General features: G+C 60.3%; 16 protein-coding genes. 15 read left to right on the top strand and 1 reads right to left on the bottom strand.

Annotated elements, in window-relative coordinates; all coding sequences use genetic code 11:
- Positions 1 to 13: 13 nt before the first annotated feature.
- The 8 genes from ACVW16_RS25665 to ACVW16_RS25700 all read left to right on the top strand — a co-directional run bounded on the left by ACVW16_RS25665 (position 14) and on the right by ACVW16_RS25700 (position 8629).
- A complete protein-coding gene (locus tag ACVW16_RS25665) occupies positions 14 to 799 on the top strand; it encodes an SDR family NAD(P)-dependent oxidoreductase (protein ID WP_456701814.1) in 786 nt (261 codons plus the stop codon).
- A gap of 59 nt (positions 800 to 858) precedes the next feature.
- A complete protein-coding gene (pyk, locus tag ACVW16_RS25670; RefSeq protein ID WP_456701815.1) occupies positions 859 to 2274 on the top strand; it encodes a pyruvate kinase in 1416 nt (471 codons plus the stop codon).
- 104 nt (positions 2275 to 2378) lie between these two features.
- Positions 2379 to 3035, top strand: a complete 657-nt coding sequence (otnC, locus tag ACVW16_RS25675; protein WP_456701816.1) for a 3-oxo-tetronate 4-phosphate decarboxylase — start codon at positions 2379 to 2381, stop codon at positions 3033 to 3035.
- 121 nt (positions 3036 to 3156) lie between these two features.
- Complete coding sequence (locus ACVW16_RS25680) at positions 3157 to 3660, top strand: hypothetical protein (RefSeq protein ID WP_456701817.1); 504 nt, start codon at positions 3157 to 3159, stop codon at positions 3658 to 3660.
- Positions 3661 to 3993: 333 nt separating this feature from the next.
- Positions 3994 to 5121 carry a substrate-binding domain-containing protein gene (locus ACVW16_RS25685; RefSeq protein ID WP_456701818.1) on the top strand — a complete coding sequence of 376 codons (1128 nt, stop codon included), beginning with the start codon at positions 3994 to 3996 and terminating at the stop codon, positions 5119 to 5121.
- A 47-nt stretch (positions 5122 to 5168) separates the two neighbouring features.
- The gene (locus ACVW16_RS25690; protein ID WP_456701819.1) at positions 5169 to 6749 is read left to right on the top strand and encodes a sugar ABC transporter ATP-binding protein; all 1581 of its coding nucleotides are present in this window, start codon (positions 5169 to 5171) and stop codon (positions 6747 to 6749) included.
- Between the two features lie 16 nt (positions 6750 to 6765).
- Positions 6766 to 7740, top strand: a complete 975-nt coding sequence (locus tag ACVW16_RS25695) for an ABC transporter permease (RefSeq protein WP_456705182.1) — start codon at positions 6766 to 6768, stop codon at positions 7738 to 7740.
- A 37-nt stretch (positions 7741 to 7777) separates the two neighbouring features.
- On the top strand, positions 7778 to 8629 hold the full coding sequence (locus tag ACVW16_RS25700) for an NAD-dependent epimerase/dehydratase family protein (RefSeq protein WP_456701820.1): 852 nt from the start codon (positions 7778 to 7780) through the stop codon (positions 8627 to 8629).
- Between the two features lie 87 nt (positions 8630 to 8716).
- Here ACVW16_RS25700 and gcvA read toward each other — a convergent pair whose 3' ends face one another.
- Positions 8717 to 9610 (bottom strand): transcriptional regulator GcvA, encoded by an 894-nt coding sequence (gene gcvA / locus ACVW16_RS25705; RefSeq protein ID WP_456701821.1) that lies wholly within the window; start codon positions 9608 to 9610, stop codon positions 8717 to 8719.
- Positions 9611 to 9830: 220 nt separating this feature from the next.
- On the opposite strand from gcvA, the gene ACVW16_RS25710 reads away from it, so the two are divergent.
- The 7 genes from ACVW16_RS25710 (at position 9831) to tkt (ending at position 18515) form a co-directional block, all read left to right on the top strand.
- On the top strand, positions 9831 to 10670 hold the full coding sequence (locus ACVW16_RS25710; RefSeq protein WP_456701822.1) for a transketolase: 840 nt from the start codon (positions 9831 to 9833) through the stop codon (positions 10668 to 10670).
- Complete coding sequence (locus tag ACVW16_RS25715) at positions 10667 to 11683, top strand: transketolase family protein (RefSeq protein WP_456701823.1); 1017 nt, start codon at positions 10667 to 10669, stop codon at positions 11681 to 11683. The genes ACVW16_RS25710 and ACVW16_RS25715 overlap by 4 nt, the downstream gene beginning before the upstream one ends.
- Entirely contained in the window at positions 11674 to 12618 is a 945-nt protein-coding gene (locus tag ACVW16_RS25720) for an NAD(P)-dependent oxidoreductase (protein ID WP_456701824.1), read from the top strand. The genes ACVW16_RS25715 and ACVW16_RS25720 overlap by 10 nt, the downstream gene beginning before the upstream one ends.
- Positions 12615 to 13469, top strand: coding sequence for an alpha/beta fold hydrolase (locus ACVW16_RS25725; RefSeq protein WP_456701825.1), 855 nt, complete (start codon positions 12615 to 12617; stop codon positions 13467 to 13469). The genes ACVW16_RS25720 and ACVW16_RS25725 overlap by 4 nt, the downstream gene beginning before the upstream one ends.
- A gap of 65 nt (positions 13470 to 13534) precedes the next feature.
- A complete protein-coding gene (locus ACVW16_RS25730; RefSeq protein ID WP_456701826.1) occupies positions 13535 to 14548 on the top strand; it encodes a TRAP transporter substrate-binding protein in 1014 nt (337 codons plus the stop codon).
- Between the two features lie 40 nt (positions 14549 to 14588).
- A complete protein-coding gene (locus tag ACVW16_RS25735; protein ID WP_456705183.1) occupies positions 14589 to 16430 on the top strand; it encodes a TRAP transporter large permease in 1842 nt (613 codons plus the stop codon).
- Positions 16431 to 16490: 60 nt separating this feature from the next.
- Positions 16491 to 18515 carry a transketolase gene (tkt, locus tag ACVW16_RS25740; protein ID WP_456802443.1) on the top strand — a complete coding sequence of 675 codons (2025 nt, stop codon included), beginning with the start codon at positions 16491 to 16493 and terminating at the stop codon, positions 18513 to 18515.
- The last annotated feature ends 89 nt before the right edge of the window (positions 18516 to 18604 follow it).

An 18604-nucleotide genomic window follows, 5' to 3' on the forward strand; every position in this document is an offset into this window, starting at 1 on the left:
GAGCTGGACTGATATGAGATTGAATAACAGGGTGGCGCTCGTCACCGGAGGGGCGCGGGGCATCGGCTTTGCGATCTCAAAGGCGTTGGCGCGCGAGGGAGCACGCATTGTAATCGCGGATCTCAACCTCAATGGCGCGAAGGCGGCGGCGAACTCTCTCGAACATGCCGACCGGGATCACTTGGGGCTACGAGTGGACGTGGCGGATCAGGGGTCGGTAAGCGAACTGATGGACGAAATGGTCCGCCGCTGCGGGGGAATTGATATCCTGATCAACAACGCTGGAATTGGTGGCAACACGCCATTCCTCGATATCAAGCTCGAGGATTGGCAGCGTATGATCTCGATCAATTTGACCGGCGCGTTCATCGTAGCGCAGTCGGTGTCGCGCCAGATGGTCAAGCAAGGCCGTGGTGGCAAGATCATAAATATCGCGTCGCTCTCGGGGCAGCGCGGTGGGAATGGACGGGGAGCGTATGGTGCAGCAAAAGCCGGTTTGGAGTTGCTGACAAAGGTCATGGCGGTCGAACTTGCTCAGTACCGCATCAACGTCAACAACATCGCTCCGGGAGCAATTGAAACCGAGATGGCCAAGACCGCGCACGATCCGGCCACGCGTCGGGCCTATGAATATCTCATTCCAATGAGCCGCTATGGAACTCCTGAAGAGATCGCCGACGCAGCAGTCTTTCTGTCGTCGGATGAGAGCAGATATGTCCACGGTCACACGTTGAATGTCGACGGCGGCTTCCGTGAAGCTGGCCTGATGTTCGGGCCGGACAAGACCCCTCCGCGGTAGTTAGTCCTTGCAGGGCTGCTTCGTCGGAGCGAGCCCGGTATCATTGGGAGGCTATTCACGTGCGCCGAAGCCGCCGAGCGAAAATCGTAGCAACCGTCGGGCCAGCGTCCTGCGAGCCTGAGATGCTTCGGACTTTGTTCGAGGCTGGCGTCGATACCTTTCGCCTCAATTTTAGTCACGGGGCAAAGGAGGATCACGCCAAGGTACACGCGGCGATACGCGCTCTCGAAATTGAAATGGGCCGGCCGATAGGCATCTTGCTGGACCTCCAGGGGCCGAAGATCCGGATCGGCACATTACGTGATAGGAGCTTGATGATAGCGGCCGGTGAGACCATTCGATTTGTCCAAAAAGGCGCACTTGGCGATCGGACTGCTATCCCGTTGCCGCATCCCGAAGTGTTTGCGGCGGCGGCACCTGGTCACGACCTGCTGATCGACGATGGTCGGCTGCGCGTTCGCGTCAAGTCGCTCTTCAGCGACAGTCTCGAAGCCGAGGTAATCGTTGGCGGGAAGCTTTCCGACCAGAAGGGCGTTAACCTGCCGGGCACAATCCTCGACGTGTCTCCACTCACCCCAAAAGACCGATCCGACCTCGACTTCGGTCTTCGGCTCGGCGTCGACTGGGTCGCGCTGTCGTTTGTGCAACGACCGGGAGATCTCCTCGAGGCGAGGGGGCTCATCGGAGATCGGGCAGGGCTCATTGCGAAAATCGAGAAGCCGGCTGCGCTCGATCGGATCGATGACATCATCGGCTTGTCCGACGCGGTCATGGTGGCGCGCGGTGATCTCGGCGTGGAAATTCCCCACGAAGACGTCCCCGGCCGGCAAAAGGAGCTGGTGCGAGCCTGTCGTTTGGCGGTTAAGCCTGTGATCGTAGCCACCCAAATGCTGGATTCTATGGTGTCCTCGCCGTCGCCGACGCGCGCAGAAGCGTCCGATGTCGCCACGGCCATTTACGATGGATCCGACGCCGTGATGTTGTCAGCGGAGTCAGCCGTCGGCCGATATCCACGCGAGGCGGTGGAGATGATGGATCGCATCATCTGCAGCACCGAACGTCACAAAATGTATCGTTCCATCGTCGATGCCTTGCGTCCCGACGAGGAGCAAACGCCGCCTCACGCCGTGGCCGCAGCTGCGGCCGGCTTGGCGTCGGCGATCCATGCGGCGGCCATCGTCGTGTACACGTCCGGAGGCACGACCGCAGCACGCATCGCCCGCCGCCGTCCAGATGTGCCTGTGCTTGCCGTTACGCCGAGCTCGCACACCGCTCGTCGTCTGTGTCTTCTCTGGGGGACGCACAGCGTGTTCTCATCCGACGTGAGCAACTATGAGGAGATGGTGTCGCGCGCTGTCTCTACCGCGGTCGGGGAGCGTTTCGCAGAAGCCCTGGACCACGTGGTGATCGTTGCGGGTATCCCGTTCGCGCAAGCTGGAACCACGAACAATATCCGCGTCATCGCAGTACCGTGAATCTTTGAAGGGGCCCGTCTTTGAAGGCGGGCTGCGACCGGCCAGATCGGATTCACTCGAATGTGTGACGTAGACGCCGTAAGTCGACGAATGGCGGACCGACAGTGAGCGATAGCAAGTTGCGAGATGAAATCTGCCGCTTCGGCCGCTCCCTGTTTGAGCGCGGTCTCACGCCGGGATCGTCCGGCAATATCAGCGTCGGGCTCAATGACGGCGGCTGGCTAGTGACGCCCACCAACGCATCGCTCGGATTCCTTGATCCCGATCGGATCACACGGCTAGACGCGCAGGGAAGGGTCCTATCGGGGGATACGCCGACGAAGGAAGTCCCGTTGCACGCCGCGCTGTACCAGACCCGAAGTGCGACCCGCGCCGTGGTACATCTTCATTCGGCTCATTCGGTCGCGGTCTCGATGTTGCCCGAGGTTGATCCGCGCGCCGTCCTCCCGCCGATGACCCCCTATTACCTCATGAGATGTGGTCGGACCGCTCTGGTGCCGTACTATCGGCCAGGCGATCCTGCCGTTGCGAACGCGATCAAGGGGCTTGGGGGGAAGTATTCCTCCGTCTTGCTCGCCAACCATGGCCCTGTGGTTGCGGGCGATACGTTAGAAGCTGCCGTCTTCGCAACCGAAGAATTGGAGGAGACCGCGAGGCTCTACTTGCTGTTACGTGGACTCAACCCCCGCTACCTATCGCCGGAGCAGGAACAGGATTTGGCGAAGACCTTCAAGCTCTCATTTCCGGATATTTCCCACTAGGGGGGGTCATCAAAAACTTACAAAGAACCGAAGGGAAGAAGTTGGCTGTTGCATCGACGTTGGAGTGGCCCCTCGGGCCGACAGCGCCGAATCGTTCTCACCCCCACTGAGGGAGCGCGCTATGTCCTGGAAGTCGAGTTGGTGCATCGTGGCCAACAAGGGCCGCACGGTTCAACCGGAGTTTCAACGTCTTGTCGTAAAAGGCATAGGCGCTTCTGCCTTCGCGGCCGACAGCGGCCGATTTCGCAAGCTGTGCCAGCCTGACCTCGTCCTCGATGTGATCCGGAAGGTTGCGAACGCTGTTCAGGGTTTAAGGCCGCGTTGGGTGCATCGCACCCGCGACGCCGAACCAGAAGGAAATCAGGGCGATGCGAAAAGCGGAGCGCAGTTGCAGACCACAGTGGATTCTTTGCGTACCCATACTGCCGCCATCAACGCGCTCACAGCGACGATCATTAATGCTCAGGCGGCCTTGAATTGGCTGAGCGCTCAACCGCCAGACCTGGAGGAAGTCCGGCGAGCGCTGGATGCCATCGCTAACGACGGTAAGCGAGCGGGCGAGCTCGTCCTTCAACTTCGTGCGCCCATGTATAGGACCCTGGTGGATGATGTTCTTGATCCTTGAGCTGATACCCCTGGAGTCGCCAAGCAACGTCGCCTTTTGATCCTGCTCAAGCCTCCGGCAATGTGCGCTTGGCCTCGCTGCTAAGCAGCAAGGCAGACAGCATCCGCGTCCTGTCTCGGTTTCGCGTACAAGCGCCCGGGCTTGTGCAGCTTCTCCGCGCGCGCGGCGCCGGCGGATGGAGGGCACTGCCGCGCGCACTCGATGCATCTTTCTTGGTTCGCCACGAATCGGAAACGCTTCACGACTTCTCGTTCGGGATTGACAGCAAGCCTACGCGTCCATTAATGTATGCATTAATAAGTACATCGACGATTGCGTGATGGGAGGGATCTGATGGTTAATCTGTTCTCGAAGAAGTACGTCGTTGCTGCCGTTGCTGTCGCACTTGCCGCGATCGTGGCGCCGCCGGCTCATTCGGCCGATATCGCGCCGGCGCTCAAGGAAATCGAAGAGCACCCTGCGCCAGGGCCGAACGGCGAGAAGCCGGTGCTCGCGAGTGACATCAAGCTGACCGCCGACGAGATCGCGAAAGTAAAGTCGATGAACGCGACTGCGGCTATCGTGATGCACTATACCGCGTCCGATTGGGCCAAGGCTCAGATGGCCGGTCAAAAGGCGGCTCTCGACGAACTGGGTATCAAGATCATCGCAGTGACCGACGCCGGCTACAAGGCCGAGCAGCAGGTTTCCGATATCGAGACGGTCATGGCGCGTAAGCCGAATGTGATGATCTCGGTACCGGCCGAGCAGAGCGCTACGTCAGCCGCCTACAAACGAGCTGCTGCTGCAGGCATCAAGATCGTCTTTCTCGATCAAACCGGAGCCGGCATGGTGCCCGGAAAGGAATACGTAAGCCTCGTCTCCTCCGACAACCGCGGTATGGGGAAGGCAGCAGCGCTGCTCATGGCCCAAGCGCTCAACGGCAAGGGGAATATCGGATTGATCCCGCACGCATCCGACCTGTTCGCCACAAAGGAGCGTGTGGTCGGGTTCAAGGAGGCGATCAAGGCCTATCCGGAGATCAAGGTAGCAGTGGAACAGGGAGTGGGTGGGCCCGACTTCGCCGGTGAATCCGAGCGGATCGCGTCCGGAATGCTCACCGCTCATCCCGAGTTGAACGGGATTTGGGCGGTTTGGGATGTGCCAACCGAGGGCGTGTTGGCCGCGGCGCGTGCGAGCGGACGCGCACCCAAAGATCTGGCAATCACGACTTGCGATCTCGGGGTCAATATCGCGATTGACATGGCCAAGAACGGCTTCGTTCGCGGCACCGGATCACAACGGCCCTACGGAGCGGGCTACGCCGAAGGTATGCTCGCCGGCTATGCATTGCTTGGCAAGGAGGCGCCGGCTTACGTGGTTCTTCCCGCGCTCGCGGTGTCAAAGGAGAATCTCGTCGCAGCCTGGCCCAAATCCAATGGCACCGAGCCGCCCAAGGTGGTCACGGACGCGATGAAGTAGCAGGGCACGAGACCCGCCTCGATTTCCTCGACGTGAGGATCAGCGTAATGACCAAAGATACCGCCGCGGTCGAGATGACTGGAATCAAGAAGGCCTTCGGCGGACTCAATGTCCTCCGGGGCGTAGACTTCTCCGTCGATCGCGGCACGGTTCATGCGCTGATGGGAGAAAACGGCGCTGGTAAGTCCACGCTGCTCAAAATTCTTCAAGGTGTACTTGCGCCGACCGACGGCTCCATCTGCGTTTTCGGTCGGCCAATGAGCACCCATAGTCCCGAGATGTCTCGATCTTTGGGAATCGGAATGATCTTTCAAGAGCTGAGCCTCATTCCTTCCCTCACCATAGCGCAGAACATCTTTCTCACGCGAGAACCGCGACGATTCGGCATCTTCGTGGACGACCGTGCCGCGGCGACAAGAGCGCACGCTTTGATGGCCGAATTGGGACTCGATCTCGATCCGAACAGCCCGGTCGGGAAGTTGAGTGCCGGTCAGATGCAAATGGTCGAAATCGCGAAGGCGATCTCGCAAAACGCGCGGGTGCTCATCATGGACGAGCCTACCTCTGCGCTCAGCGCGTTCGAGGTGGAGCATCTGTTCGGCGTGCTGAAGCGCCTCACGGGGGACGGCGTCGCCATCATCTACGTTTCGCACCGCATGGACGAAATCTATCGCGTCGCCGAGCATGTGACGATTCTTCGCGATGGACGCAACGTCGCGACCGCCTCTCTGAAGCAGATGCAGATTCAGGATCTTGTCGAGCACATGATCGGCAAGCGCGTCGGGGCATTCGACTGGCGTCCACGGACCGTCGATCGTTCCCGACCGCCGGTCCTCGAGCTGCGCAACGTTTCCGGGGCGGAAAAGCCGATAGACGTCTCGTTCAAGCTGCACGCGGGAGAGGTGCTCGGTATCGCTGGCTTGCTCGGATCCGGACGGAGCGAACTTGCGCGCGTCATGTTCGGTATCGACCGGAAAGTCTCCGGCGACATCAGGGTCAAGGGGAGGCAGATCGAGATCGATCGGCCGCGCGCCGCAATGGACGCAGGGATCGCGTTGATACCGGAAAGCCGATCGCGCGAGGGGTTGATCGTTGCCCATAGCGTGCGAGCCAACCTCGCTCTCCCGAGGATCGACGATCTCGCTCGGGGGCCTTTGATCGACAATGCCGTGGAAACGGCATCGACTGAAAGTATCGTTCAGAAACTGAGAATCAAGGCTGAAACGGACGCTATCCCGGTGCGGACTCTCTCCGGCGGGAACCAGCAGAAAGTCGTGCTGGGCAAATGGATGGCCACTGACCCCGATATCTTCATTCTGGACGAGCCTACAGCAGGCATAGATGTTGGCAGCAAGTCGGAAATCGTCGAACTCATTCGCGGGTTAGCCGACGAAGGGCGCGCCGTCGTCATGATCTCCTCCGAGATTGCCGAACTGCTTGCAGTAAGCGACCGGGTCCTCATCATGAGTGACGGCCGTCTCGTCAGAGAAGTAACCAGGGACGAGATATCCAGTTGGACGGAGGACCAGGATCCGTCCGGTTCGGATGGTGGAACGCGCATCGCAAAGGCCGAGCACGGCTTGCAAGTGTTGATTCAAGAAGTCCGGCTCAATGCTCCAGCGCGCTGAAGAGAATGGCACGACGATGACAACAGCGTCCATAGATCCAGCCCGGAACAGGCGGAGCTTTTCGCTCATTGCTAACTGGAGGCAGTATGTCGTCTACATCGGCTTCGCCGTAATCTTCGCAGTCTTTGCGATTGTCTTGAGCGATCGCGGATTTCTGTCGACGAACAATCTGCTGAACATCACGCGCCAGACGGCAATCATCTCCATCATGGCGATGGCCATGACGTTCGTGTTGTGCGCCGGCGAGATCGACCTGTCGGTGGGCGCAATCGCCGGCCTGGCATCCGTCATCTCCAGTATGGCACTTAGTCGCTACGGCTTGATCCCCAGCGTCCTGGCCGGTCTCGCCACGGGTTTGCTCGTGGGGGCGGTAAACGGCGGACTCACCGCCTGGATCGGTATTCCTTCCTTCCTCGTAACCCTGGGGATGATGGGATTCGCGCGCGGGCTGGGTATGTGGACGAGCGGAACCTCGCCCGTGCCGGTCATCAACGATACGTTCATCGCGATTTTCGGCTCGGGCAACATTGGTCCCGTGCCGGTATTGGTGTTTTGGGTCGCTGTACTTGGGACCGTTGCTCACATCACGCTGCGTAGGACGCCTTTCGGTAGAAAAATCCTAGCTACTGGCGGCGGCGAAACCGCAGCGCGCTACAGTGGCGTCAAGACGCGCACCGTGAAATTCCAGGCGCTTATGATTACAGCAACTGCGGCATCGATCGCCGGAATGCTCTATGCGGGGCGACTCCAATCAGGGCGTTTTCAGCTCGGGGAAGGAGACGAATTGTCCGTCATTGCAGCCGTCGTTCTGGGCGGTACCAGCCTGTTTGGCGGAGCCGGGACCGTGGTGGGATCGATCGTCGGGGCTCTGCTGATTGGTGTGATCAACAACGGCCTGATTCTGTTGGGTCTCGATTTCAGCCAACAACTTATGGCGCGGGGCGTACTGATCGTCTTAGCCGTGGCGCTGGGTCGCAACCAGCGCTCTTGATCGGTCGAGAGCTTACTAGTCGAGAAGGAAAGTGCAGATGACCTTGGTGATCGTGACCGGCGGCAGCGGAAAACTGGGCAGGGCCTGCGCCCGTGATCTACTGGACCGCGGTTACAGCGTGATCAACGCCGACGTTTCGCCCCCTGAGCAGCGCATCTGCCCCTTCGTCGAGGTTGACCTCACCAGCCTGGACCGCACGGTCGAGCTACTGTCAGGTATGGATTGGAACCACAATCGTCGCGTCGACGCGATCGTGCATCTGGCAGCTATTCCGATGCCGGGCGTCAAGCCCAGCGGCGAGGTTTTCAGAATAAACACCTTGACCACGTACAACGTTTTCGAGGCCGCGCGGCGTCTTCAGATACGGAACATCGTCTGGGCCTCGAGCGAGACTCTGCTCGGCCTCCCGTACGAGAATCCGCCCCCTTACTTGCCGGTCGATGAGGACTATCCTGCGCGACCGGAGACCGCCTACTCGCTCTCCAAGGCGGTTGGAGAAGAGTTGGCGCGCCAATTTTGCCGGTGGGATGGCGAAACCAAGATTATCTGCCTCCGCTTCTCGAACGTAATGGATCCCTCTGAATACGCCGACTTCCCCTCGTTCGATCCGGAAGTCCGCAAGTTCAATCTATTCGGTTACATCGACGCACGGGACGGGGCGCAGGCCGTTCGGCTGTCGCTCGAGTCCGACTTGAAGGGAGCGGAGGTCTTTGTGATAGCAAATCAGGATACAGTCTTTGCTACGCCGAGCGCCGAACTCGCCGCAAAGTACTTTCCCGGGGTGCCATTAAAGAGGGCGGTCAAGGGCAGCGAAACGCTCCTCTCGATCGACAAGGCGCGCCGGATGCTCGGCTATGCTCCGGCCCATAGCTGGCGTGAATCCAAATGAGTGGCACTTTTCCCGCCGGACAGCGGCTAGATCGAGGGCCGGACCATGCGCATCTGCAGGCGTTGCGCGGACCGGACTCTGAGCGGTTCACGTGTCTGTTTCCTTGAGGGCACGCACCAGCCACGACCGGAATGTCGCGATCTTCGGAACGTTCGCGCGGGATCGTCGGTAGACGAGGCTATGACACTTTATCCGCCTGCCGGATGCGCCGAACGGCATCACAAGCCGCCCATCCTCCAGTTCACGCTGCACCAGAAGTCGGCTTTCCAAACAGACACCGAGGCCGTCCACGGCGGTGCTGATTGCCATGAACGATCGATCGAAGCGGGGACCTCGTTCGAGATCCAATTCGACCTTCTTTTCTTCGGCCCAGTGTCGCCACCTATAGAGATTGACCTCAGAGTGGATGAGGACGTGCTTCTTGAGGTCGGCTGCTGTGCGAATACGCGAGGCCCCTTTCATCAATTTGGGCGAGCATAGGACGACGATCGTTTCGAGAGGGAAAGGATCGACCCCGAGATACGCGGCAGGAACGAACGTCCCATAGCGAATGTCGATGTCGACCGCATCGCCTCCAAGATCGGCTGCATCGCCCGACGCGTTGAGTCTGAGATCGATTGCGGGATTGAGAGCGCCAAACCTGGACAATCGTGGCATGAGCCATTGGCTCGCAAAGCTCGGAACGGAGTGTATCGTGAGGATATCACTTTTACCCCGACGTGTGATCGTATGTGTCGCGGCTTCAATTCGTCCCAATGCCTCGGAGATCTCGTCGGCGTATTTGCTGCCGATGTCCGTGAGCATAACGGCTCGGTTGATGCGGTGGAAAAGCTGCACGCCGAGCGCGTCCTCCAGCGACCTTATCTGGTGGCTCACCGCCGAGGGCGTGAGCGTCAACTCGTCCGCGGCACGAAGAAACGATCCGAGGCGTGCCGCAGCCTCGAAAATTTGGATGGCACGAAGTTGCGGAAGTTCAGACACGTCGAATGAGCCCCATTCATCTAACTGATGGTTTAATTCTTTTGTTGCGAATGGACAAGGGGGCTACGGTCTCGAACGAAACAGCGGATGGATAACCGCCGAACGGAGAAACGCCCAACCTGCTCGCAGTCGAGCGGATCTCCGATCATGCGTAACGGGTTCGCAGCGCGAAGGACCTTTCGGCCTTCGCTGCCTTACAACGCAACACGGGAGCGGCGATATGACAGGCCAGGGCCACAACATTTCATTGAGCGAAAGAGCCCGTCGCATCAGGTGCCACGCGCTGCGCATGGGCGAAGTGCAAGGACAGGGTTACATCGCGCAAGCGCTCGACATCGCCGACGTCCTGGCGACGGCCTATTTCCACGCCATGCGCTACAAGCCGGAAGACCCGGAATGGGACGGCCGCGATCGCTTCCTGCTCTCGAACGGCCACTATGCCATCGCCCTGTATGCGGCGCTGATCGAGGCCGGGATCGTACCTGAGAGCGAACTCGAGACGTATGGATTCGATGACAGCCGACTGCCCATGTCTGGAATGGCGAGCTACACGCCGGGAATGGAGATGTCCGGCGGTTCGTTGGGGCTCGGTCTAACCATCGCGGTTGGCAAGTGTCTGGGTCTCAAGAGACGCGGAGCCGACAGTCGCGTGTACACGCTCTTCTCCGACGGCGAGCTCGACGAGGGCTCAAAGTGGGAGGCTATGATGTCGGCAGCCCACTACAAGCTCGACAATCTCATCGCCATCGTGGACGTCAACAATCAGCAGGCCGATGGACCGTCCAAGCAGATGATGGGCTTCGAGCCGCTCGCCGACAAGGTACGGGCATTCGGTTGGTTCGTGCAACGGGTCGACGGCAACAATCTCGACGCGGTTGTCGCGGCTTTCGATGCGGCGAAGACGCACGAAGGACCGCGGCCTCGAATGATCATCGCCGACACGCTGATGGGAAAAGGGGTTCCGTTTCTGGAGGCTCGTGAACGAAACCATTTCATGCGGGTCGACGCGAACGAGTGGAAACTGGCGCTAGAGGCGCTCGGCGAAGGGAGTTCGGCATGAAGCCGAAAAAGACAAACGGCGTGACGGCACCGAGCAAGCCGCGGCTCACCACCTCCGCGATGATCGCTTCGATCGCAGCCGAGGGCCAGGCGACGAAGCCGGCTCCTTTCGGTCACGCGCTTATCGAGGTCGCCCGCCGACGTCCGGAGATCGTTGGAATGACGGCAGATCTCGGCAAGTACACCGATCTCCACGTCTTTGCCAACGAGTTTCCCGATCGCTACTATCAGATGGGCATGGCCGAGCAGCTGCTTTTCGGCAGCGCATCGGGGCTCGCGTCAGAGGGGTTCATTCCGTTTGTCACGACCTACGCCGTCTTTGCGTCGCGTCGCGCCTACGACTTCATCCATCAGACGATTGCGGAGGAGAACCGCAACGTCAAGATCGCCTGCGCGTTGCCCGGCCTGACCTCCGGCTACGGGCCCAGCCATCAGGCGACGGAAGATCTCGCGCTGCTCCGCGCGATGCCCAATATGACCGTCATCGATCCCTGCGACGCCTTGGAGATTGAGCAGGTCGTGCCGGCGATTGCCGAGCACCAGGGTCCCGTCTACATGCGGCTTCTGCGGGGGCAGGTGCCGCTCGTGCTCGACGAGTACGGGTACCAGTTTGAGCTCGGTAAAGCGAAGCAATTGCGGGACGGCGAAGACGTCCTCATCATAGCGTCGGGCCTGCTGACGATGCGCGCCCTGGAGGCCGCGAAGCTGCTCGCGACCGATCGCATCAAGGCGGCCGTGCTGCACGTTCCGACCATCAAGCCGCTCGACGCGGAAGCCATCGTCGCGGCATGCCGAAAACCGGGTCGGCCCGTGGTTATTGCCGAGAACCATTCGGTCATCGGCGGATTGGGCGAAGCCGTCGCTGCGCTTCTGATGCGCGAGCGCGTATATCCGGCGTTTCATCACATAGGACTTCCGGACGAATTCCTGGCCGCCGGCGCACTTCCGACACTTCACGATCGCTACGGCATTTCCGCCAGCGCGATCACGAACAGCATCAAGTCATGGCTTTGATTGAGGACGACATGCAACAGCAGAGCTCACCCGCTTCCGGGGCGAAGCACATCGGCTTCATCGGGCTGGGATCAATGGGCTCCCAGATGGCGCGCAATTTGTGCGCTCGCGGCTTTCGCGTGAAGGGCTTCGACGTTCGAGCAAACGCGCGCGGGGCGTTTGAAGAGAACGGAGGGACGTGGGCCGAGTCCGTGCGGGATGTGGCGGCCGGCTGCGAGTTCCTTCTGCTGATGGTGGTCAACGTCGGTCAGGCCGAACAGATTCTCTTCGAGTCCGGAGCCGTCGATGCATTGCCGGCGAGCGCGACGGTCGTCCTGATGGCCACGTGTCCCGCGGCGGAGGTTGAGCGGATCGCGGCTCAGGTTGAGGCGAAGGGACGACGCTTCGTCGACGCTCCGGTATCAGGCGGGGTCGCGGGCGCGGCATCCGCCGGACTCACGATCATGGCCGCATGCAACCCCGATACGTTCGAGCTCGCGAAGCCTGTACTGGATGCGATGGGCGACAAAGTACACCACGTCGGCGAACGCGCCGGGCAAGGCGCATTGGTCAAGACGATCAACCAGCTCCTGTGCGGAGTGCACCTTGCCGCAGCGGGCGAGGCCGTGGCGCTTGGAGCGAAGGCGGGCATAGATCCGCGCATATTGATAGATATCTTCTCGCAGTCTTCCGCCTCGAGCTGGATGCTGCGTGATCGTGGGGCGCGGATGGTGGCGAGCGAACCGAAGGTTACGAGCGCGATCGACATCTTCGTGAAGGATCTCGGAATTGTGCTGGATGCGGGTCTCCGGCTCAAGGCGCCGACTCCCCTCGCATCGGTCGCTCAGCAAATGTTCCTGGCGGTATCCGGACAGGGGGCGGGACAGATCGACGACAGCCAGGTTGTCCGCGCCTATCGTGCCATGACAGCCGATGCGGGAGCTAGCGAACCATGAGCGTTGTCACCGGACGGTTCGCCGATTTGAAGGAAGTCACCCTTCACTATCTGACGGCAGGACAGGGCGAAGCAGTGGTGCTTCTCCATGGAATTCCGCAGACTTCGTTCGAATGGCGCTTCATTCTCCCGAAGTTGGCCGAGAAATACCTCGTCATTGCTCCGGATCTAAGGGGGCTTGGTGACTCGACTCGTCCTGTCTTCGGATACGACAAGAAGACGATCGCTGAAGACGTATGGCAGCTGGTCCATGACCATCTCGGCATAAACCGCCTCCACCTCGTCGGGCACGACTGGGGTGGGCCAGTTGCGTTCTCTCTTGCCGCTCATCATCCGGAAGCCGTTTCACGCCTTGCTGTTCTGGACGTCACGATTCCCGGTGACGGAGCTGAGATGTCTCAGGGTGGCAGACGCTGGCACCATCCTTTCTACCGCACGCCGGATCTACCTGAAGCACTTTGTGCCGGGCGGGAAGAACTGATGATGGACTGGTTCTTCGAGAACTACGGTCATAGGGCGAACTGCATCACGGAGGAACACAAGCAGGAATACTACCGCACGTACAAGAAGCTCGGGGCCTTCCGAGCGATGTTCGGCTACTACCGCGAGTTCGCGAAGGACGCCTCCGATAATCGCGAAGTCCTGGAACGCAATGGCAAGCTCAAGATGCCTGTTCTCGCTCTTGGGGGAGACAAGGCATTCGGGCGTGGACTGGAGACCTTAGAATCTCTGAAGCGCGTTGCCGCGAAGGTACGAGGCGGCATCATTCCCGATTGCGGCCACTGGGTCGCGGAGGAGCAGCCTGAATTCGTCGTGCAGGCTTTGCTGAAGTTCTTTGCCGAGAAGGATTGAGTAATTCGCTGCGATGCAGCCCGCGGCGCAGGTCGGTCAACAAAGCTGCTACCAAGGAGGAGACCATGAGGAAGCTTTCGCGCCGCGGACTTATGTTGGGCGGGACGGGCCTGGCGGTGGGCTTCGCAAGTCCATCTATCTTGAGGGCCGAGCCCCAGTTCAAGATGAAGTTCGCCAACATCATGCCGACGGACCATCCACTCAACGCCCGAATGAGGGAAGCGAGCGAGAAGATACTCAAAGGTACCGATGGGCGGGTCGACATTCAGGTCTTTCCAAACAGTCAGCTTGGCACCGATGCCGACATGCTAAGCCAGCTAAGGTCCGGCGCCCTCGAGTTTTTCGGGTCGTCGGGTCTGATCGTCGCCACCTTGGTTCCGGTAGCAGCCATTACAGGCATAGGCTTCGCGTTTTCCGACTACACGCAAGTCTGGAACGCCGCGGACGGATCTCTTGGCAAGCACATCGTGGCGAGCTTTGCCAAAGCCAACATCGTTGCGTTCGACAAGATGTGGGACAACGGCTTCAGGCAGACGACATCTGCGCGCAGTCCGATCAAGACCGCGGACGACCTCAAAGGGTTCAAGATTCGCGTCCCGCCGAGTCCACTTTGGACGTCCCTTTTCAAGTCGCTGGGCGCATCACCCACCTCCATCCCATGGGGCGAAACGTATTCGGCATTGCAGACGAAGGTCGCGGACGGATTGGAGAATCCGCTGGCCGGAATCTACTTCGCGAAGATGTATGAAGTCCAAAAGTACCTATCCGAAACAAACCACATGTGGGATGGCTTTTGGTTCCTGGCCAATAGGCGAGCATTCGATGGGCTCTCCGCGGCCGACCGCGACCTAGTCGTTGGCACCGTCAATGACGCGGCCGTCAAGCAGCGGGCCGACGTCGCCGCTCTCAATAGTTCATTGCAGGGTGAACTAACGGCGAAAGGTCTCGAGTTCGTAAAGGTGGATTCCTCCTCCTTCCGCGCCAGGCTACAACAGTCCGGATTCTATGGAGAATGGAAGAGCAAGTATGGAGAGGAGGCCTGGTCTTTGTTGGAGGCCGCAAGTGGCAAGCTGAGCTGAGGAGCGCACGATGTCGACAACCGGCGAGCGGCATGCGGTGATGGACGTAGGAGTTCAATCGGCGCCAGTATCGCGCCTGGTCATGCCATTAGTAACCGTCACCGAATTTCTCGCCGGCCTCGTTGTGGCCGTCGAAGTCGGCATACTTTCGGTAGGTGTCGTGGCGCGGTATGTCTTTCACAATCCGATCGTTTGGACGGACGAGCTGGCCCAGATCCTGTTTGTCTGGCTTTCTATGTTGGGTACGGCGATCGCCCTGCACCGAGGCCAGCACATGCGGATGACTGCGCTGGTCGATCGCTTTCCAAGAGCGGCTCGCGCGAATTGCGAACTACTGGCATTGCTTGTCTGCGTAGCGATGATGCTGCTCGTTTTCATTCCATCGTTCGACTACGCACACGAAGAATCGTTTGTCATCACTCCCGCGCTAGAAATCTCGGGCTCGGCTAGGGCCGCTGCGCTGCCCGTCGGCTTTGCCTTGATGATCATCTTCGCTCTGGCTCGGCTCAGTTCGATCTCCGGCTTCCGACGCGTGGCGACGACGGCCTGTCTGCTTGCCTTCGTGGTGGCCAGCGCTTGGTATCTACGCGGCGTTTTCCACACATTAGGAAATCTCAACCTCGTCATATTCTTCGTCGGACTTGTCGGCGTGGCGGTCTTCCTTGGTGTGCCGATTGCATTCGCCTTCGCGATCGCCGCGCTCGGCTATATAGGTCTATCGACCAATGCACCATTGCTCACCGTTGCTGGTCGGCTCGACGAAGGCATGTCGCATCTGATCCTCCTTGCCGTGCCCTTGTTCGTGTTCCTTGGAATGCTCATGGAACTGACCGGTATGGCGAAGGCCATGGTCGACTTCCTCGCTGCGCTGCTGGGGCACGTCAAGGGCGGATTGAGCTACGTCCTGATCGGCGCGATGTATCTGGTGTCCGGCATCTCCGGATCCAAGACCGCCGACATGGCAGCGGTGGCGCCGTCGCTGTTTCCAGAAATGAGGAAACGCGGGCAACGCGGCGGCGAACTCGTGGCCCTATTGGCTGCGACGGGAGCCCAGACCGAAACGATTCCTCCCAGCCTCGTATTGATCACGATCGGATCGGTGACGACCGTGTCGATCGCAGCACTCTTCACAGGCGGTCTGGTTCCGGCCGTCGCTGTGGGGGCATGCCTTGCGGCCTTAGTCTGGTGGCGCAACCGCAAGGCGGACCTTTCCGACGTGACGAGACCGAGCCGCAAGGAGGTTCTCAAGTCCTTCGTCTTCGCGATGCCGGCCCTGGCCCTACCCTTCATAATAAGGCTGGCGGTCGTCGAAGGTGTTGCCACTGCCACGGAAGTCTCCACCATCGGTATCGCCTATTCGATTCTCGCCGGCCTTCTGATCTACCGGCGTTGCGATTGGTCCAAATTCCCGAAGATGCTCGTCGACACGGCCGCCTTGTCGGGTGCGATCCTTTTCATCATAGGAGCGGCGACCACCGTCGCCTGGTGCCTCACCCAGTCCGGCTTCTCGCGTGATCTTGCCAAGATGATGTCGTCGCTTCCAGGGGGCGCGCCGACCTTCATGGCAGTATCCATTGCCATGTTTGTGATCCTCGGAAGCGTGCTTGAAGGCATTCCCGCGCTCGTGCTGTTCGCGCCTCTGATGTTTCCGATCGCGAAGAGCGTCGGCCTTCACGAGGTGCACTATGCCATCGTGGTCATTCTCGCGATGGGAATCGGGCTGTTCTTGCCGCCATTCGGCGTCGGCTATTACGCCGCGTGCGCGATAGGCCGCGTGGATCCAGCGGAAGGCATCCGGCCCCTCTTGGGCTACGTGGCCGCCCTTCTGATCGGCCTCGTGATCGTGGCTTGCATTCCCTGGCTTTCCACCGGTTTCCTCTAAGCCGCGCGGTCCCCGCAATTGCAGACGAGCGACCACACCAGATGAAGCGAGAGTAGACCTATGAACGTCGTTGTTCAAACACAAGTGCCTTCCGACGCAACTCTCAACAAGAAGATGGCGGACGCCATCAGGATACTGTCGCTGGACGCGATCGAACGCGCCGGCGACGGCCATCCGGGGGCTCCGCTCGGCTGCGCGGAAATCGCTACGGTTCTGTTCACCCGGCACCTGAAGCTAAATCCGGCCGATCCAAACTGGTTCGATCGCGACAGGTTCGTCCTCTCGAACGGTCACGGTTCGATGTTGCTCTATTCGCTGCTTCACCTCAGTGGCTACGAGGCGGTCACGATGGAACAGATCAAGTCGTTCCGAAAATTAGGCTCGATCTGCCACGGCCATCCGGAATACGCGACGGAGCACGGCATCGAGGTGACAACCGGGCCACTCGGCCAGGGGTTCGCGAACGGCGTGGGAATGGCCGTCGCGGAAGAACATTTGCGTAGCGTGATCGGACCAGGCGTTGTCGACCATTTCACGTATGTTCTCGCCGGCGACGGTTGTCTAATGGAAGGGGTCGCTCAGGAGGCCCTTTCGCTCGCTGGGCATCTGAGATTGGGAAAGCTGATCGTGCTGTGGGACGACAACTCGATCACGGACGACGGTAGCACTTCGATCTCGATCAGCGAGGATATCCGGACCCGCTTCAGGGCTGCGGGTTGGCAGGTTCTCGATGCGGACGGACACGATATGGAGGCGATCGACAGTGCGATCGCCCACGCCAAATCCGATTCCAGGCCCAGTCTGATCGCGTGCGCCACGATCATCGGCCGCGGGTTCGTTCGGCTGGAAGGGCAGAGGGGCGCCCACGGCAGCCGCGTCTTCAAGGAGGATACCGAGGCTGCGCGCGAGCGCTTGGGCTGGACGTCCCCACCGTTTGTCGTTCCGGAAAGCGTTTTGGCGGGTTGGCGGAGCATGATCGAGGCGCGCAACGGCGGAGAGTATCGCGCCTGGCAGGGGCGGCTCGCCGAGCTGCCAGAGGGCCAACGCGCCCTTGCGGAACGCCTGGCCCGGCGGGAGCTGCCGACGGGCTGGGAGGAATCCCTGCGGCGTTACAAGCGATCGGCGATCGATCTGCCCGCCCAACCGTCTATTCAATCCTCCGGAGAGGCGGTCGCGAGCGTATTTGCCGCGATCCCCGAGTTGGTGAGCGGCGCTCCGGATCTGGAAGGACCGACGGGGCACAAGCGCGAACTGCGCGCCTTCACCGCCAGCGACAGAGGAGGGCGCTTCGTCCACTACGGAATACGCGAGCACGCAATGGGATCGATGATGAACGGCATGGCCGCTCACGGCGGTATCGTCCCGATCGGGGCGACCTATCTGGCCTTCTCCGATTACTTGCGTCCCGCGATCAGAATGGCCGCGCTCATGGGGGTGCCCAGCGTATTCGTCTACAGCCACGATTCGATCGGAATTGGGCAGAATGGACCTACCCATCAGCCCGTCGAAATATTGGCCTCACTCAGGGCGATCCCGAACATGCTGGTCATGAGACCGGCCGATGCGGTCGAGGTCGCCGAATGCTGGGAGATGGCGCTGGCGAGGCGCGATGGTCCCTCGTCCTTGATCCTCTCTCGCCAGGCTTTGCCGCCAGTTCGCCGGGGCCATACAGACGAGAATCTCTGCGCGCGGGGAGCGTACGTGCTCGCGGAGGCGGTCGGCGGTCCCAGACAGGTCAGCCTGATCGCTACCGGTTCCGAGGTCTCGATCGCGCTTGAAGCCAGGGAGCTATTGGAAAAAGAAGGGATATCGACGGCGGTGATCTCGATGCCGAGCTGGGAGGCATTCGAGCGGCAAGACGAAAGCTATCGGCGCAGCACTCTTAGGAGGCGGGGACATACTCAAGGTGGGAATCGAGGCCGCCGTGCGTCAGGGCTGGGAGCGTTATCTCGGAGAGACCGGTATATTCATCGGGATGACAGGCTTCGGAGCGTCGGGGCCCGGAGAGGAACTCTTCCGCCGCTTCGGCATAACGGCCGAAAATGTCGTCGGCGCAGTGACGCGTCGCTTCTAGATCCGCCTTGACGGATGAAGTGCCCCACGCGCATAATGTATGCATTAACGAATTCGTCGGCTGCCGCAAGGCGGGAATTCACCCGCTCTCGCCTTCGCCG

Source organism: Bradyrhizobium sp. USDA 4474, from assembly GCF_054057515.1.

Excerpts from the sequence above, each read along its gene's own strand:
- ACVW16_RS25665 (WP_456701814.1), top strand. The coding sequence starts at position 14 with ATGAGATTGAATAACAGGGTGGCGCTCGTCACCGGAGGGGCGCGGGGC.
- ACVW16_RS25680 (WP_456701817.1), top strand. The coding sequence starts at position 3,157 with ATGTCCTGGAAGTCGAGTTGGTGCATCGTGGCCAACAAGGGCCGCACG.
- ACVW16_RS25685 (WP_456701818.1), top strand. The coding sequence starts at position 3,994 with ATGGTTAATCTGTTCTCGAAGAAGTACGTCGTTGCTGCCGTTGCTGTC.
- ACVW16_RS25690 (WP_456701819.1), top strand. The coding sequence starts at position 5,169 with ATGACCAAAGATACCGCCGCGGTCGAGATGACTGGAATCAAGAAGGCC.
- ACVW16_RS25695 (WP_456705182.1), top strand. The coding sequence starts at position 6,766 with ATGACAACAGCGTCCATAGATCCAGCCCGGAACAGGCGGAGCTTTTCG.
- ACVW16_RS25700 (WP_456701820.1), top strand. The coding sequence starts at position 7,778 with ATGACCTTGGTGATCGTGACCGGCGGCAGCGGAAAACTGGGCAGGGCC.
- ACVW16_RS25710 (WP_456701822.1), top strand. The coding sequence starts at position 9,831 with ATGACAGGCCAGGGCCACAACATTTCATTGAGCGAAAGAGCCCGTCGC.
- ACVW16_RS25715 (WP_456701823.1), top strand. The coding sequence starts at position 10,667 with ATGAAGCCGAAAAAGACAAACGGCGTGACGGCACCGAGCAAGCCGCGG.
- ACVW16_RS25720 (WP_456701824.1), top strand. The coding sequence starts at position 11,674 with ATGGCTTTGATTGAGGACGACATGCAACAGCAGAGCTCACCCGCTTCC.
- ACVW16_RS25725 (WP_456701825.1), top strand. The coding sequence starts at position 12,615 with ATGAGCGTTGTCACCGGACGGTTCGCCGATTTGAAGGAAGTCACCCTT.
- ACVW16_RS25730 (WP_456701826.1), top strand. The coding sequence starts at position 13,535 with ATGAGGAAGCTTTCGCGCCGCGGACTTATGTTGGGCGGGACGGGCCTG.
- ACVW16_RS25735 (WP_456705183.1), top strand. The coding sequence starts at position 14,589 with ATGGACGTAGGAGTTCAATCGGCGCCAGTATCGCGCCTGGTCATGCCA.
- tkt (WP_456802443.1), top strand. The coding sequence starts at position 16,491 with ATGAACGTCGTTGTTCAAACACAAGTGCCTTCCGACGCAACTCTCAAC.